17 protein-coding genes are annotated in these 15,556 nt (G+C 38.5%); 11 read left to right on the forward strand and 6 right to left on the reverse strand.

The window, feature by feature from the left end:
* The gene (locus JXQ92_RS14390) at positions 1–174 is read right to left on the reverse strand and encodes a hypothetical protein (protein WP_421987319.1); all 174 of its coding nucleotides are present in this window, start codon (positions 172–174) and stop codon (positions 1–3) included.
* 313 nt (positions 175–487) lie between these two features.
* On the opposite strand from JXQ92_RS14390, the gene JXQ92_RS14395 reads away from it, so the two are divergent.
* The 5 genes from JXQ92_RS14395 (at position 488) to JXQ92_RS14415 (ending at position 4,422) form a co-directional block, all read left to right on the forward strand.
* Positions 488–1,024, forward strand: a complete 537-nt coding sequence (locus JXQ92_RS14395; protein ID WP_421987320.1) for an RNA polymerase sigma factor — start codon at positions 488–490, stop codon at positions 1,022–1,024.
* Positions 1,025–1,042: 18 nt separating this feature from the next.
* Entirely contained in the window at positions 1,043–1,912 is an 870-nt protein-coding gene (locus tag JXQ92_RS14400; RefSeq protein WP_421987321.1) for a DUF4097 family beta strand repeat-containing protein, read from the forward strand.
* Positions 1,913–1,916: 4 nt separating this feature from the next.
* Positions 1,917–2,711 (forward strand): hypothetical protein, encoded by a 795-nt coding sequence (locus tag JXQ92_RS14405; RefSeq protein ID WP_421987322.1) that lies wholly within the window; start codon positions 1,917–1,919, stop codon positions 2,709–2,711.
* A 28-nt stretch (positions 2,712–2,739) separates the two neighbouring features.
* Positions 2,740–3,675, forward strand: coding sequence for a hypothetical protein (locus tag JXQ92_RS14410; RefSeq protein ID WP_421987323.1), 936 nt, complete (start codon positions 2,740–2,742; stop codon positions 3,673–3,675).
* A 138-nt stretch (positions 3,676–3,813) separates the two neighbouring features.
* Positions 3,814–4,422, forward strand: coding sequence for a LolA family protein (locus tag JXQ92_RS14415; RefSeq protein ID WP_421987324.1), 609 nt, complete (start codon positions 3,814–3,816; stop codon positions 4,420–4,422).
* Positions 4,423–4,463: 41 nt separating this feature from the next.
* Here JXQ92_RS14415 and JXQ92_RS14420 read toward each other — a convergent pair whose 3' ends face one another.
* The 5 genes from JXQ92_RS14420 to JXQ92_RS14440 all read right to left on the reverse strand — a co-directional run bounded on the left by JXQ92_RS14420 (position 4,464) and on the right by JXQ92_RS14440 (position 10,133).
* Entirely contained in the window at positions 4,464–5,399 is a 936-nt protein-coding gene (locus JXQ92_RS14420) for a carbon-nitrogen hydrolase family protein (RefSeq protein ID WP_421987325.1), read from the reverse strand.
* 108 nt (positions 5,400–5,507) lie between these two features.
* The gene (locus JXQ92_RS14425; protein ID WP_421987326.1) at positions 5,508–6,269 is read right to left on the reverse strand and encodes a DUF6503 family protein; all 762 of its coding nucleotides are present in this window, start codon (positions 6,267–6,269) and stop codon (positions 5,508–5,510) included.
* A 366-nt stretch (positions 6,270–6,635) separates the two neighbouring features.
* Positions 6,636–7,853: a sialidase family protein gene (locus JXQ92_RS14430; RefSeq protein WP_421987327.1), complete on the reverse strand. Its 1,218-nt coding sequence runs from the start codon at positions 7,851–7,853 to the stop codon at positions 6,636–6,638.
* Between the two features lie 70 nt (positions 7,854–7,923).
* Positions 7,924–8,421, reverse strand: coding sequence for a nuclear transport factor 2 family protein (locus JXQ92_RS14435; protein ID WP_421987328.1), 498 nt, complete (start codon positions 8,419–8,421; stop codon positions 7,924–7,926).
* 65 nt (positions 8,422–8,486) lie between these two features.
* Complete coding sequence (locus JXQ92_RS14440) at positions 8,487–10,133, reverse strand: S41 family peptidase (protein ID WP_421987329.1); 1,647 nt, start codon at positions 10,131–10,133, stop codon at positions 8,487–8,489.
* A 167-nt stretch (positions 10,134–10,300) separates the two neighbouring features.
* On the opposite strand from JXQ92_RS14440, the gene JXQ92_RS14445 reads away from it, so the two are divergent.
* From JXQ92_RS14445 to JXQ92_RS14470, 6 genes are all read left to right on the forward strand, one after another.
* Complete coding sequence (locus JXQ92_RS14445) at positions 10,301–11,053, forward strand: hemerythrin domain-containing protein (RefSeq protein ID WP_421987330.1); 753 nt, start codon at positions 10,301–10,303, stop codon at positions 11,051–11,053.
* The gene (ruvX, locus tag JXQ92_RS14450) at positions 11,053–11,463 is read left to right on the forward strand and encodes a Holliday junction resolvase RuvX (protein WP_421987331.1); all 411 of its coding nucleotides are present in this window, start codon (positions 11,053–11,055) and stop codon (positions 11,461–11,463) included. The genes JXQ92_RS14445 and ruvX overlap by 1 nt, the downstream gene beginning before the upstream one ends.
* Before the next feature lie 2 nt (positions 11,464–11,465).
* On the forward strand, positions 11,466–12,026 hold the full coding sequence (gene def, locus JXQ92_RS14455) for a peptide deformylase (RefSeq protein ID WP_421987332.1): 561 nt from the start codon (positions 11,466–11,468) through the stop codon (positions 12,024–12,026).
* Between the two features lie 10 nt (positions 12,027–12,036).
* Entirely contained in the window at positions 12,037–12,462 is a 426-nt protein-coding gene (locus JXQ92_RS14460) for a Dabb family protein (RefSeq protein WP_421987333.1), read from the forward strand.
* 117 nt (positions 12,463–12,579) lie between these two features.
* Positions 12,580–12,903, forward strand: coding sequence for a PadR family transcriptional regulator (locus JXQ92_RS14465; RefSeq protein ID WP_421987334.1), 324 nt, complete (start codon positions 12,580–12,582; stop codon positions 12,901–12,903).
* 26 nt (positions 12,904–12,929) lie between these two features.
* On the forward strand, positions 12,930–15,554 hold the full coding sequence (locus JXQ92_RS14470) for an FtsX-like permease family protein (protein ID WP_421987335.1): 2,625 nt from the start codon (positions 12,930–12,932) through the stop codon (positions 15,552–15,554).
* The last annotated feature ends 2 nt before the right edge of the window (positions 15,555–15,556 follow it).

Consider the following 15,556-nt stretch of genomic DNA (forward strand, 5'->3'; position numbering starts at 1 on the left):
TTAGCTACCACAGCCAACGCATTCGAAATGAGAGTCCATTGGCTTAATGCCGTTCAACTTCATCGTCAGGTTGTGGATTTCGTCTTTAATGTCCATATCGGCAAACATGTCGCCAGTCAATTTGCTATTTAGGGCATCAATTTCAGTTTGTAGTTGTTCGCTTGTCAATTCCATGGGTTGGTTATTTGGGTTTTCTCGAAAATAACTGCGTAAGGCTGTTTTGCATTAGTTAGATGCACCTTAAGCAATCCATTCTTTGAAGTGTTAAAAGTATTTGATAGGTGTATGAAATTAAGGTTTCCTCACATAAAAACAAATACTGATTGGCATATAAAATTATGTGGTTCATCTTTTTTTAGCTTAAATCAAAGGGAATGAGTTATTTACAAAAAAATGTAAATTCTCGTGTAACCATTTTTAAAAGCACCAGTTTCCCCCACTGAATTCTCAAAACAAAACATTGGATTCACTCTCAGACAACACATTAATGCTCAAGGTCAAGGCTGGCCAAATCGATCAACTTGGCTTGCTTTTCGAACGCCATAACAGGCCTCTATACGGGTTCTTTTATCGTTTGACCTCTGATGGCGCCATTAGCGAAGATCTTGTGCAGAATGTGTTTGTTCGAATGATGAAATACAGTCACACCTATAAGGGGGATGGCAAGTTTACGACTTGGATGTATCATATGGCTCGAAACCTGTTTGCCGATCATTACAAGAAGCAAAAGAAAATGGGTTACAAAGAAGATCCAGAAGTAACGGATAAATATTTCAGAGATGATTTTAATGCAGAAGCACAAAGAATCAAAAAAGAACAGTTGGATATACTCCAAATGGCGCTTGGGAAACTTAGTCCTGAAAAACGCGAGGTTTTGGTGTTGAGCAAATATCAAGGTATGCGATATCAGGATATAGCGGAAGTCTTGGAGATTACTGAAAGTGCTGTGAAGGTGCGAATTTTTAGGGCTTTGAAAGATCTAAAAACGCAATATGAAAAGCTAGATTTTGTGAATTCGAAATGAACTCAAAATAGCAAAACGATGAAAAAAATATTTAACATAATGGTCTTGTTGATACTGTCCTGCTCGGTGCTTTTAGGGCAACGTGACAGTGAGGTAATCAAAAAGAGTCTAAAGGTCAACGATAGTTCCAAGGAGTTTTGGTTTGCAGTTTGCAATATCAACGGAAACGTAGATGTAGAAGCTTATAACGGAAATACAATAGAAATAGAATTGAAGAAACAGATATCGGCAAGAAGCAATGCTGATGTTAAGACAGGTATGGAAGAAGTTAAAATGCTAATTAGTGAAGGTGATGACTTTGCAAAAGTGAATTTTGAATTTCCTGACCAACAAATCAGAGAAAAGGATGACCCTTTGGATTGCGGATGGGATTGGAATGGTAAAAGACGCCGATCTAAGTATTCTTATAAGCTAGATTATAAGGTAAGAGTCCCTGAAGGCATCAGCGTAAAGATATCTACCGTGAATGATGGAGATGTAAGTATCAAAAACGTGAATGGTGAGGTTTATGCTGGTAATGTAAATGGAGATATTACACTAGAGAATATACAAAGCAATACCAAGGCTAGTACAGTAAATGGAGTGATTGAAGCTTCATATACTAAGATGCCAACAGAGTTTGCCAGTTTTTCAACCGTAAACGGCGATATCTTGATTTCAGCACCAGATCGTTCTAATGCTACTTTTAACTTCCAATCTCAATGGGGTAAAGTATATAGTGATTTTGACTTTGATAGCAAGGTTGCGCCTAAGGTGATGAAAACATCTTCCGGACGCGGGACAATGTATAAGATCTCAAATTCTAATGGTTATCAAATTGGAGAAGGTGGACCTTCTTTCGAGTTTGAGACTTTGAATGGCGACATCAGAATTAGCAAGAAAAAATAAGGTAATGGAAGAGCAGTACATGTCATTGATCACCGAATATATCGACGGAAGTCTTTCTGAAAAGAGAAGGCAAGAGTTTGATGCCTATGTGGCTGAAGGGCTTATCGATATGCAAGAAGTGAAAGCTTTAAGTGAACTTCAAGGCAAAATGATGAGTACAAGTGAACCCATTCCGAGCGACGCTATGGCTGAAGGTTTTTATACCCGGCTTAATGCAGCCAAAGAGAAGCAGAACCGTCAATCAAATAATTTTAGTTGGGAATCGATTTGGCATTTCTTCTTGGGAACTAGCAGAGGGCGCCTTGCTTTCGGAATGGCGGTCTTAGTTTTTGGGGTAGTAATTGGCCGAACGTTAACTAGTTCAGTATATCAAGGGCAATTGACTGATCTTTCAGCGCAAATGGCCGATATGCAAGAAATGATGATGATGTCGATGTTAGAAGAAGAATCAGTCACCAAAAGATTAAAAGGTGTACAAATGAGCAGTGAACTCGTGAGTTCGAATGCTGAAGTAACAGATGCTATGTTTGTAACATTAAATAGTGATGAGAGTACTAATGTGCGTATGGCAGCACTGAATTTGTTAGCCGAATATGCGGATGATCCGGCTATAAGAGAGGGTTTGATCAATAGCATTAGCCAACAAGAATCACCACTGATGCAGGTGGCTTTAGCAGAACTAATGGTTCAATTGCAAGAGTCTAAAGCAGTAAGTGAGTTTAACAGTATAATTGATGGAGAGTATACCCCTGAAGAGGTGAAAACAACGTTGCGTGAGAGTGTGAACAAAATCATGTAATCAAAAAAAGGAATTAGAAATGAATAATATGAAAACAATAATCGGTGCTTTAGTAATTGGTGTTCTAACCAACCCATTAACGGCACAACAAATAGATGTTCAGGTAGATACGAAGGCAATTGAAGCGAGTGTTGAAGAAATGGCGGAAATCGCAATAGAAAACGTTTTTGAAAGCTTCGACAAAGTGAAGTATAAGAACAAGGATAAAGGGAAGCTCCAAGAGCAAGCAACTCAAGAATTTGAAATACCACTTTCAAGACCTGGAGAAAGAGGTTTTCTAGATTTGGCATCGAGAAATGGAAGATTAACCGTAACAGGTTATGATGGACCAACTGTAAAAGTAAAGGTCATTAAGTATGGTAAAAAAGTCGAGCAGAAGAAATCAGAAAACGGTATGCGATTGATTAGCAATGGCGGTTTCAACTTCGATGCCTCAGAAAATAATAATAAGGTTAAAGTAGATAGCGATGGTTGGAATACAAGGGTTGATTTTGTTGTTCAGGTACCAAGAAACTTCGACTTAAAACTTGACGCTTACAACAATGGCTTTATTGTAGTAGAAGGTGTTACGGGAGAATTTGATATTGAAAGTTACAACGGACCTATAACAATGAAGGACGTTGGAGGAGCCGTTTCAGCATCGACGTACAATGGCTCTATTAAAATTGACTTTAATAAAGTGACACCTGACACACCGATGAGTTTTGAAACTTACAATGGTGATGTAGATATCTCAGTTCCTGGTGGTACCAAGTTTTCAGCAAGAATGAAAACAAACAGAGACATATTCACCGATTTTGAATCATTCGACTTATCTCAGCCAGAGCCGGTTACCAATAAGAATGGAAGCAGAGGGGGTTATAGTATCAAGTTTGAAAACTGGGTGCAAGGTGATCTAAATGGTGGTGGACCGAAAGTTACTATGAAGACAAGAAATGGTAATGTCTATATTCGAAAGAACTAATTAAAATTAACACGACTAATGAATCCTACGAGTGAAAATTCGTAGGATTTTTTTATTTTTGAATTCCTCAATCAAGCAACCTATGGTTGTACCATCACTTCGCTTTCTTATATTAATGACAATTAAGATATGATTTCTATGAAAAGAGGTTTTTCAATACTCGCTATTCTATTAATTACTGTAACGGCCCAAGCCCAAGATGCCAGCGCCAGATTAATGTCTATTCTTGAAAAATATGGTCAAGTACCAGCCTATAAGCTCAATGTGACTTATGAGTCAGTAAATGAAAGAATGGGTTTTAGCAATACGCAAAACGGCGTTCTTGTAGTTGAAGGAGATAAGTATATCATGACTTTTGGCCCTAATGAAACTTGGTTGAATGATGGTACAACAGAATACATCGGTACTAAAGAGGAAGACCATTCCCAGATTCTTTACTTCTGTGCAGGTCAGAATACAGAGTCCATTGTTGATTTTGGCGCGATAACAACATTTTTTACCAAAGATCATAAAGGAGTTATTGAAGGTTTAAATATTCGGTTAAGACCAAATAATGAAATGCCTTATGTTGAAGTCTTTGTTGAAACCAAAGACGGTAATCTTACTGCCATAACCGCTACGGACGATTTCGGTACGGCCCACAAATTTATCTTGTCAAATTTTAGTACAAACACAGCTGGCACTAAGTTCATAATCAATCCAAAAGAATATGAAGAGAAAATAGACGAACGAAAGGGGTGTAAGTAGTAAATATGCAACGCCTGCTTTATTGGAAAGCAGGCCATATGTTACTTTCTTTTCTTATCGACATTTAGATCAAAAACGTCATTTCTCTGATAGTGGCCGGTTACATCTAGTGCCATTTTTTCTTCAATACAACGGTTTAAATCTACCTCTGCTGTAAAAACACCCTCTTTATCCCAAATAGGCTCCATTACGTAATGACCATCAGGGCCAACTATGCAGCTACCTCCGTTTAGTAATAAGTGCTCAGGATGCTTTGCTAATTCTTCAGGAAGTGAAAGCTCTTCTGGAATATCTTTTACGCGCATTATTTGACCAACTCCCACGGCAAAACATCTTCCTTCAAAAGCATAAGATCGGGTTGCGATTTGCAGCATTTCGTGAACTTTTGGCCACACGGCTATGTGAATATCTTCACCAGAATTGTGCATTGTCTGTCGTGTTAATGGCATCCAGTGTTCCCAACAAATTAGACCACCAACGCGACCGAATTTCGTTTCAACAGATTTTAATCCAGCACCGTCACCTTGACCATATAATAGTCTTTCAGTATGCGTTGGCATTAATTTTCTATGGTGATTGGCTATTTCGCCATTGTCGCCCCAGGTAAGTAGACTATTATAAATAGTGCCGTTACCAGCTCCGGTAGCAACTTTTTCGTTGATACCCATGACAATGGTAAGACCAAGTTCTTTTGCCCATTTACCAATCTGAGCAACTTCAGCTCCTTTTACATCAAGGCTATTTTCATAGGTTTTGGCAAATACTGCTTTAGTTGGCCGAAAATCCCATTTGGCATATTCATCACAATAGTCAATCCAAGCAGGGTAACCTGTAAACCAAGTTTCTCCAAAACATACAAGATCGGCTCCTTGATTAGCTGCCTCCTTTAGTAGGCTTTCGACCTTTTCTAAAGACTTTTCAATGTCTAAATATTCAGGTGCGGATTGGACAACACCAATGGTCACTATCTTATTCATGATTCGATTATAATCAATCTTGAAGTTTATTAGAAATTACAATTGACTGTATGGTCAGCTTCTTACCATTATAGCCAAAATGGTAGAAGTTGATGCTAGCGCATCATCCTAATTAATGACCACGTTTTCATTGATGATTTTTGAAAGTTCAATGAGTTTATTCTCATTAAAGAGCTCGTCTATCGTCATTATGTCAATGTCTTCGTTCTCGGGTTTAAAATTGATGTAATCCTGGATAAGCATTCCATTAACCCTACGTGGGTTGATCGCTTCTCTAAACCGCATGCCACCCTCGTCAGTATGGTATAAATAAGCTAGATAGTCCATACTACTGTCTTCCTTGTCGAACCAATAAAGGAATACATCATCAAAGTCTTCACCGCCACCATCTTGAGCGAAAGTGACTTTTATTTCATGGTAAGCCCTGCCTTTAATTGAGGTTTCTCCTATGTATTCCTTAGTAACCGCTGGATCGTTAAGGCCAAAAGGAAGTCTGAAAAAGTATATAACAGAGTTTACAGAGCGGGTATAAGCCGCCCTTTTTTCATCCTCTATTTCCGGCTCCACACCATCGACAGTCCGGCGTAAAGTATCATTATTCATCCTATCAATAATGATTGCCCCTGTAGAATCAGTCTGAGTTCTGGTGTACTCATACATGCCATTGCTATTCTTATACGTATAATCAATATCACGGAAAGTGAGCGAAAAAGAAGCATCGTTCAGCGATCCCATTCTGTGAAAAGCTATGGATTGGTCTATTATACTTTGAGCCTGAGATTTTACTTCAGTAGCCGCTGTTTTCTCTTGTTTTGAGGTACAAGAGAAAGCCAAAAGAATAATGAGCATTAAATAGTAGTACTTAGGCATAGTGACGCTTTTGAATATTTACGATGGCTTAACAATTATATGGCCTTTAAAATTCCAAATTACTCAAACTGAAGGCATAAAAAAACCACCCCAACATCATCGGGGTGGCCAATAAACACACACAATACCAGAGGCTATGGAACCTCTAGATTTTCTTTAAGGAAAGCTTTACTGCTAAAGCGTTTCCAATACATTTCGAAGGAAATTTAAAAATCTGACACCGACAAATATTTCTGGCTAAATCATATAATTATACGATTATGTATAAAATGGTAGTGAAATAGTAATACTATCGAATTGGTATTTGTACATTTTGAACTTCATGCCCTACTACAAAAGCTAGGAGCAATACTTTCATTTGCTTCATTAGTTCAGCGTAATAAATGCTGTTTTGATTAATGAGCTTTCTCCAGATTCCGTCCAAGCCACTACCAGATTATTATCAATATTTGTGATGACCGGAAAACCACTTCCTCGAGATGAGTCGGTTTGCGCTATGGTTTTTCGATTTAACTCTTTTCCATCTTCATCGAATTCAGCAATTAAAATTGAAGCTAGTTCAGCGCTAGTCTCCATCCAGCTAATTATAATATGCCCGTTTTCTAACAGAGTAGTTCCAACGCGTCCATTGGTATTTCCTTCACTAAGAATGGTAGGTGCGCTAAAGCTGGCACCTGAATTTTTTGAAATGGCCATTTTTACCTGACCAAATCCCGCTGCTGCCGTGAACCATGCTATGGCAACATTGTCACCATTTGCCACCAAAGACGGGCCATTAACAGGGCAACCACTAATTTTCCAATTGTCATTGTAAACTGGGGCCGGTTCTGACCAAGCATCGTCAATAAGACGGCTAATGTATATGTCTCTGATCTCTTCATCCGATCTATTGCGATAGGCCACTATAGGTCCGCTAGCGGTTAAAGCAGTAGTCGTTTGACAACAATCGCAAGTTCTTGCATCCAGTTCCCAATCATTCAGCATGTCGCCATTATCATTAAAAATGCCAGCTCTTATCGTCATTGCCCCTGAACCTCCATGGCCTTCGTTATGTGCATCATGGTTCATCGCCTTGGTATTTCTTCCATCTAACCAGGTCAGAAAGTTGTCCTGATCATGAAGAGGAAGCATGCTTACGAAACCATGTTCTGCTGCTATGCTGTCCTTGTGTGGAGTGAAAGGTGTAGACCAAGAGATGCCTTGGTCTTTCGACTGAGAAACTTTTACGTCATAATCATAAGTTCCTTCGGCACGCTTTTCTAGCCAATGAGCAGATAAAGTACCGTTATTTTCAATGATTGACGGGAAATCGGCCCAATTGACGAACCAATTTTCTCCTTCACTTATGAGCTTTGGCTGGGTCCAAGAACCATCTTCAAGCATCGAAAATTTAAGCTGAGTATTCTTGACTTTTTTCTCTAACCAAGACATATATACCTGTCCTTTGTCAGATCTAAATAACCTTGGTGCTAAGGCATTTTCATCAGCAGGCGTATTAATTAGTTCAATGCTATACTGATCTTTTTGTGTGCCTTGGCATCCTAAAAGTAGTAGGGAGATAAAGAGGAGTAAGTACTGTCTCATATACTGTTACTTTAAAGTAAAAGTAACAAATGAGAAATGAACTAGGTCAGAAATTGAAAAAGTAAGGCTTTCAATAAGTCAAAACATCACCTTTTTCAAAGTCAGTTTCATCGATTGTATTGTTTTCACTGGTATCTCTATCCATGCTAATCTTCCAAATGCCAGCTACTTTCTTCAGCATAACATTGAATTTACCATAGAAGGACTTTGACTTACCGCCTTGATAACGTGTAATCTTATAGATACCGGTTTCATAGGCCGTATTGCCCTTTTGAATGCGATCGTAAAAACTAAAGTCAATCCTTTGTTTAAGGCGTTGAGAATTCCATCGGTTAAAGTTATCAAGGTTTTTATCCTTGTATTCTTGTCCATTTAAAAGTTCTTTTTGGTCTGCAAGTACCCGAACCACATCATCCGTATGGATTTGATTAAAAAGACTGGCATCTAAATCCTGATAGGCTTGCATAAAGTTGTACCAAACATCTTTATTGATGGCTTCCTTATCACCATTCTGTGCATACAAATTACTGGAAAGCACCAGTACTACTAAATAATAAATTACTCTCATTTTAATGACCTTTTGTTGAGAACGAGAGGTGGTTCACTTTCTTATGAACGCCTGAAACTTATCTACTAGCGCGTCTGAAGCAGTGATCCATTCGTCTGGTTCTTAAGCAGATCCGGATTATTAAAAAGTTCAATGGCCTGTCGATAAATTTCATTCGTCTCGTTGTAAATCATATAAAAAGCATCGTCATCGAAAATGTCACGAGCAATGCGCGCCTTTATTAAATAACTCAAAAGCTCTCTCGATTTATCAAATTGTTTTTTGTTGAATCGAATACCTTTTTTCACTCCAAGGGCTACAACTTCACGAAGCATGTCTGCAGATACTTTAAAGTTTTCGTTGTAGTCTTCAAACGACATTTCCTTCAATTCCGGATGATCATCACGATAATCTAAGGTGAATTCCCTCATGGCATTGCTGTTGACAAGTCTATTCACATAAATGCTGTTATCGGTAGTATCCAAGGCTACAAAGTAGTCAGGCATTATGCCTCCACCACCATAAACGGTTCGGCCTTTAAGGGTTTTATAAGCCAAATTCTCATCAAATTGAACACTATCCTTGACAAACAGCTCTCCCGAAGTGTAGCGATTATAATAATCGGCATCATAGCTCTTTTCACCATCATCATAAGGCTTTTGAATAGATCGACCGCTTGGGGTATAATACCTAGCGATGGTCATTCTTAATTCCGATCCATCCTTTAGGTCGAAGGGGAGTTGCACCAACCCTTTCCCGAAAGATCGCCTTCCGATCACTAAGGCACGATCGTTATCTTGCAAAGCACCTGCTACGATTTCCGATGCTGAGGCACTTCCTTCATTCACCAATACAACCAAGGCGCCATCTTTGAAAATTCCGTTCTCAGTGGATTTAGCCTCGCTGTCATATTTGACGCTTTGACCTTTTTGACTCACAATAAGTTCACCTTCATTTAAAAATTCATCAGACATTCGAATAGCAGCGCTCATATATCCGCCAGTATTATTCTGAAGGTCTAGAATAAGCTTCGTCATGCCTTGCGCCTTAAGTTCTTCAAGCGCCGCTTTAAATTCGTCATAAGTAGTTTCGGCAAAGCGATTGACTTTTATATAGCCCATCCCATCTTCAACCATATAACTGGCGTCTAAAGAATATTGTGGAATTGCGCCACGCTCTAATTCAATATCAAGTATTTCTTCTTCATTTCGTCTGACTACACCCACATTTACCCTCGAACCTCTCGGACCTCTCAGCATGTCGTATACCACACGATTATTCACGCCAATTCCCGCTATATTCTCTCCATCGACTGACACTATTTTATCACCTGCAATAATTCCCGCTTTCTCTGAAGGGCCACCAGGCAGAGGGTTAACAACATAAAGTGTGTCCCTTAGTAAGTTAAATTCTACCCCAATGCCATCATAAGTGGCACGCAGTTGTGAAGCACTCAATTCTCTATCTTTCGGTGGAATGTAGACAGTATGTGGATCTAGTTTATCCAACATGTTCTCAATAGACTCCTCAATAAGAGATTCTGTATCTACTGAATCAACATAGTCGTTTTCGATATACTCAAGAAGCTCTCTGAATTTTTGAATTGAACTCAGGTATTTCTTGTCTTGTTTTGGCTCGGCAAATTCTGACCCAATCACTATTCCTATAATAATAGCAATAGTTAATAGAATGGGAAGCCTTATGTGGTATGATGAGTTTTTATGTTCGTTCACTTTCGACCTTTAATTAATCCGTAAAAATATACATTTGGCGCGAAAACATGGATAAATGTCATAGTATGATTGTAACGGATGCTGTTTGTTTGTGTTCAATAATTTTACTTGTGGCTGTTGAGAATATTCTGAGCCAAAATTGTTAGTTTCGTTTATACCTCTTTTTTATGAATCATTTATTAAAAAGTACCATCACTGATCTTGTTTCAGAAAACCATGTAAGAGCTTCTGTGCTCTACTATTTTGGTGTGAAATTTTACGATTATAAGGAGGAAACTTTAGAAGACGTTTGTGCCAATCATGGCTTAGATGCTCAATCCGTTATTAAGAGCTTAGAGCTTGTGACTGATGAAAGTGCGGCCACTCAAAATCAGCTAAAGGCGTACCCACCAGAATTGGTTACTGAATACCTGAAACATGCGCATTATGTCTTCATCAAAAAACGACTGCCTTATATCGGCCAACTTATTGATGGAATAAAAGATGTGAATTTCCGCTATAAATCGTTGTCTAGTGACCTGAAATCAATTTTCCCAATGTTTGTGGAAGACTTTATTCATCATATTCATGAGGAAGAAGATACCATGTTTAGCTATGTCAATAGACTTAGTAAATTCATGGTAGATGAAAAGCCCTCTTCAGAGATATATTACTTAATGGAGAAATTCTCTGTTAAAGAATTCGCTTTGGAACACGAAGTGCATGAAAGTGAAATGGAAGGATTTAGAAAATTTACCAACAACTATCAATATTGTGAAGAGGCAGACCTGCACATTAAGGTACTATACACCGAATTGGAGAGATTTGAGAAAGATTTATTGATTCATGCTAAAATTGAAGATGAAATTCTTTTTCCTAAGGCACTTCAGCTCGAACGGCTAGCTAAATTGAAGTTTTACGACTTTTCTAAACTCAATTAATGGGTAGAATCTTAGCCATTGATTACGGAACCAAGCGTGTTGGTTTAGCGGTCACCGATCCCTTACAAATTATTGCATCAGCTTTAGACACTATTCACTCTAAGGATGTCATTGCTTTTCTTAAGAAATACGATGAGCAAGAGGGTGTTTCTGAGTTTGTACTTGGCTTTCCTAAAAAACTAGATGGTACGCCAACCAATGCAACTCCATTGGTACAACAATTTCATAGGCTACTTAAAAAACACTTTCCTGAAAAACCTGTTTATTTGCATGACGAAAGATATACTTCCAAAATGGCGCTTGATGCCATGATAGCAGGAGGTATGAAAAAGAAGGATAGAAGAGAAAAAGGGAACATTGACAAAGTCAGTGCAACAATTATTCTCCAATCCTACCTAGAAAGCAGATAAATATGATTTACCCCATTGTTGCCTTTGGCGATAACGTACTTAGAAAAGAAGCAGAAGACTACCCGAAAGATTCGGAAGACCTTACTACGCTAGTTGAAAACATGTTTGAAACCATGTACAATGCCAATGGTGTTGGTTTAGCAGCTCCACAAATAGGACTTTCACATCGTATTTTCGTTATCGATTCGACTCAGATGAATTCGGATGAAGAAAGTAATAAAGGAATTAAAAGAGCTTTTATTAACCCAGAGATCCTTGATGAATATGGCAATGAATGGAGCTTTGAAGAAGGCTGCTTAAGTATCCCAGATGTTCATGGTGAAATTTTGCGTCCAGAAAAACTGACGATTCACTATTACGATGAGTTATGGAACCCTCATGAAGAAGAATTTGATGATTTAACAGCCCGTGTGATCCAACATGAGTATGATCATTTAGACGGTGTGCTTTTTACAGATTACATCAAGGGATTGAAGAAACAAATGTTGAGGTCTAAATTAATTGGTATCTCTAAAGGAAATGTCAATGTGAAGTACCGAATGAAGTTTCCTATCAAGAAATAGTTATTGGCCTATGAAAAAGATAATACTCCTTTCCACCTTTACAATAAGCCTTTTATTGGCAGGTTGCCAGGCAAAAGTAAGTGATGCTACTGTCTCTGTTGTTTCTGCTAAAAGTGTAGAAAGACTAGAAAACCCATTCGTACATACCGCTTACTTTTGGTTCAAAGACTCAGCAACAGAAGAACAAATTGCTGACTTTAAAAAAGGAGCTGATCGTTTGGCAGAAATCGAAACCGTAAAATTCTTTCACGCAGGAGCTCCGGCACCTACTACAAGGGAGGTAATAGAAAATACTTATGACTATGCTGTAGTTTTTCATTTTAAGGACTTAGAAGCTCAAGAGTTCTATCAGCAAGCACCGATTCATTTACAAATGATCGAAGATCACTCCGATATCTGGGAGCGTGTAATGGTCACTGACATCAGCAATAACTAGCCAATTTTTATAGTCCATTTTGTAACTAATACTTTTTTTCAGAGTATTGTATTATATTAGTTTGACAAATAAGAGTGAAATAAGTTACGTTTATTTGTGACTGGAATATTATACTTTATGAAAGGAACACATCTAGGAGAATTCGAAGAGCTTGTTTTGCTCACCTGTGCCTTGTTGATAAACAGTGCTTATAGTGTAACAATAGGGGCCGAGATAGAAGAACAGACAGGTAGATCAATTACACTCTCAACAGTACATACAGCGCTTTATCGTTTAGAAAAGAAAGGGTACTTAGAATCTTATATGGGAGGAACAACCGGTGAACGAGGAGGTAGAAGAAAGCGATTGTATAGAATTACAGCTTCCGGTTTCGAAGTGCTTAGTCAAGCCAAAGAAATGAGAAACAGAATGTGGAAGATGATGCCAGATTATAAATTTTAATTTTTCTTATTAGTTCGACAAATAAGATGGAAATAAACAAAAACAAACCACCACGCTTGGTCGATCGCTTTTTAGAGTGGTACTGCTCTTCTAAATATTTAGAAGAAGTACAGGGCGATTTGCATGAATGGTTTGATAGAAGAGTAGCGCGGCAAGGAATACGAAAGGCGAGACTCTTTTACTTATATGATGTGATTGCCTATTTCAGGCTTTTTAGGTTAAAACGAATCAATGAAATGGAAAAAAACAACAACATGCTTTTGCTAAACTACTTGAAGGTTGCCGCCAGACAGTTTAAAAAAAATATATGGTATTCATCCCTTAATGCTGCAGGACTGACCATAGGGATTCTAAGTTCATTACTCATTTCACTTTATATTTTAGATGAATTGAGCTTTGATAAATTTCATGCAGATCATGAGAACATCTATCGACTAGTAAACCATAACCCTAAATCTGGAGATAAGTTCGATTCAGCACCGTCCCCTTGGAAAGTAAACATGGGCTCGGATTTCCCAGAAATAAAGGCGCATACCAGAATGGGCCAAGATGGGGTGCTGATTAGACAAGCGGGGCAAAACTTTTTGGAAAATGGGTTCTATTGGGCAGACGAGAACTTTATGAGTTTTTTCAGCTTCGAAGTGCTACAAGGAGATAGAAGTACCATGCTCGCCGAACCAAATAGCATCGTCATTACAGCATCGAAAGCATTGAGATACTTCGACAGGTTAGATGTAGTTGGAGAACAATTCCCAATTAAAGTATACGATGGTAATAAGGAGTTCTTAATGAAGGTGACAGGGGTAATTGAAGATATTCCTACCAATTCCCATATACAATTCGATTTTCTAGGTTCTATGTCCACAGCTAGAGAGATGTATGGGAAATTCGACAACTGGTGGGGTTTGAATTGGCTGCAAAGCTATGTTAAACTCGAGTCTGAAGCTGATTTAGCCACTGTTGAAGCAAAAGTGCCCGGCTTTTTTGAAAAATACCGAAGCAAAGGTTCTTCGGAATTCAATGGTATCATATTCCAGCCAATTGTTGATATACGACTAAATTCATCAGATATACATGGTAGAACCGAAAAGGGTAACAAAGATTATATCTACTTATTCGGCTTTGTTGCCATTATGATATTGTTAGCAGCATCTATCAACTATGTGAATCTAACTACTGCGAAATCTTCACTAAGAGGGAAGGAAGTTGGCATGCGAAAAGTTTTCGGTGGAACTAGAAGGCAAGTGGCTCGCCAGTTCTTTATAGAGTGTACATTTCAGGTTTCTATAGCGCTCCTTCTAGCGGTTAATTTGGCGCTATTAGTTTTGCCAATTTTTAATGATGTTGTTGAGAAGAATATGACAGCGGGAGATATCTTTCAAATACCAGTTCTCGCGGTTTTAGGATTTACCTTTTTAGGAATATTGGTCACCTCAGGATTGTATCCAGCCGTAGTAATGAATCGTTTCCGGCCAGTCGATGTTATTCGCGGTAATAAGTTAGGTGCGCTAGGCACTAAGTCATGGATTAGGAAGGTGCAAGTGCTTCTACAATTCTCGATAGCCGCCTTTTTGATTTCAAGTACACTTATAGTCGTTAATCAAATGAATCATATCAATCAATTTGATAAGGGGTTCAACGCGGATCAACTGATCTCTATACCTGTAGATGATCGTGGAATGCAAGACAAACTAATGGTAATAAAGGAGAGGATGAGTAAAATAGATGGAGTTAATATGATTTCAGCCTCTGGAGAAAGTTTACCTAGTGCTATGAACAATACTATGGGCTTTGCTTGGGATGGGAAATTGGATGAAGAAGCTTCCTTAATACATTTAGTTGCAATTGATTATGATTACTTAGAAACAATAGAGGCTAAGTTATTAATGGGAAGGGATCTCTCTAAACAGGTTGTTTCGGATTCCACTGTAGTGTGCTTGTTAAATGAATCTGCTTTTAAGAAAACGGGCTGGGAAAATTTAGAAGCCAAAAAAGTACAGTTGGATTCAGACGCTAGAATTGTGGCAGGCGTCATTGAAGATTTACATTATAACTCCCTTCATTCAGCTGTTGCACCTACTGCCTATGTGCTAATTCCTCCAGGTTCTAGGTCAAGTCCAGATAACTTGATTATCCGATTAGCTACCGATCAAGTAACGGGTGCCTTAGATGGTATTGATAAAATTTGGCGAGAATACAGTGACCAGCCGCTTGATTTTCAGTTTGTGGATCAATCCTTTGCCAGCCTTTATGGAGATGAAAGGAAGTTCGTTAGGGTGGTGATCGGGTTTTCGGTTATTGGAATTTTCTTAACAATTCTTGGCCTTGTCGGTCTTGTCTCGTTCATGGCTGAAAGGCACTCCAGAGAAATTAGTATCAGAAAAGTATTAGGCGCTACAATAGGGGAAATACTAGCAAGGTTTAGTACCCAATTTGTCTTAATTTTTCTTATCGCTATGGCGGTAGCACTTCCACTCAGTTATTTGGCTATGCAAGAATGGCTGCAAGGGTTTGCCTTTCCAATCAGTATTTCTTGGACAATTTTCTTAACCGCAGGCCTAATTTCCATCCTGATTACTTTGGTTAGTGTTGGAGGTCAAAGTTTTAAAGTTGCGTCTGCTAATCCAGTGAAATACTTGTCCGATCATTAGTC

It is taken from the genome of Roseivirga sp. (assembly GCF_049099775.1).
Classification (GTDB): domain Bacteria; phylum Bacteroidota; class Bacteroidia; order Cytophagales; family Cyclobacteriaceae; genus Roseivirga.

Bases quoted from the DNA above. Each gene is read 5' to 3' on its own strand.
- ruvX (WP_421987331.1), top strand. From the start codon at position 11,053: ATGGGTAGAATCTTAGCCATTGATTACGGAACCAAGCGTGTTGGTTTA.
- JXQ92_RS14445 (WP_421987330.1), top strand. From the start codon at position 10,301: ATGAATCATTTATTAAAAAGTACCATCACTGATCTTGTTTCAGAAAAC.
- JXQ92_RS14400 (WP_421987321.1), top strand. From the start codon at position 1,043: ATGAAAAAAATATTTAACATAATGGTCTTGTTGATACTGTCCTGCTCG.
- JXQ92_RS14410 (WP_421987323.1), top strand. From the start codon at position 2,740: ATGAAAACAATAATCGGTGCTTTAGTAATTGGTGTTCTAACCAACCCA.
- JXQ92_RS14465 (WP_421987334.1), top strand. From the start codon at position 12,580: ATGAAAGGAACACATCTAGGAGAATTCGAAGAGCTTGTTTTGCTCACC.
- JXQ92_RS14430 (WP_421987327.1), bottom strand. From the start codon at position 7,853: ATGAGACAGTACTTACTCCTCTTTATCTCCCTACTACTTTTAGGATGC.
- JXQ92_RS14425 (WP_421987326.1), bottom strand. From the start codon at position 6,269: ATGCCTAAGTACTACTATTTAATGCTCATTATTCTTTTGGCTTTCTCT.
- JXQ92_RS14460 (WP_421987333.1), top strand. From the start codon at position 12,037: ATGAAAAAGATAATACTCCTTTCCACCTTTACAATAAGCCTTTTATTG.
- JXQ92_RS14395 (WP_421987320.1), top strand. From the start codon at position 488: ATGCTCAAGGTCAAGGCTGGCCAAATCGATCAACTTGGCTTGCTTTTC.
- JXQ92_RS14470 (WP_421987335.1), top strand. From the start codon at position 12,930: ATGGAAATAAACAAAAACAAACCACCACGCTTGGTCGATCGCTTTTTA.
- JXQ92_RS14390 (WP_421987319.1), bottom strand. From the start codon at position 174: ATGGAATTGACAAGCGAACAACTACAAACTGAAATTGATGCCCTAAAT.
- JXQ92_RS14435 (WP_421987328.1), bottom strand. From the start codon at position 8,421: ATGAGAGTAATTTATTATTTAGTAGTACTGGTGCTTTCCAGTAATTTG.
- def (WP_421987332.1), top strand. From the start codon at position 11,466: ATGATTTACCCCATTGTTGCCTTTGGCGATAACGTACTTAGAAAAGAA.
- JXQ92_RS14415 (WP_421987324.1), top strand. From the start codon at position 3,814: ATGAAAAGAGGTTTTTCAATACTCGCTATTCTATTAATTACTGTAACG.
- JXQ92_RS14420 (WP_421987325.1), bottom strand. From the start codon at position 5,399: ATGAATAAGATAGTGACCATTGGTGTTGTCCAATCCGCACCTGAATAT.
- JXQ92_RS14405 (WP_421987322.1), top strand. From the start codon at position 1,917: ATGGAAGAGCAGTACATGTCATTGATCACCGAATATATCGACGGAAGT.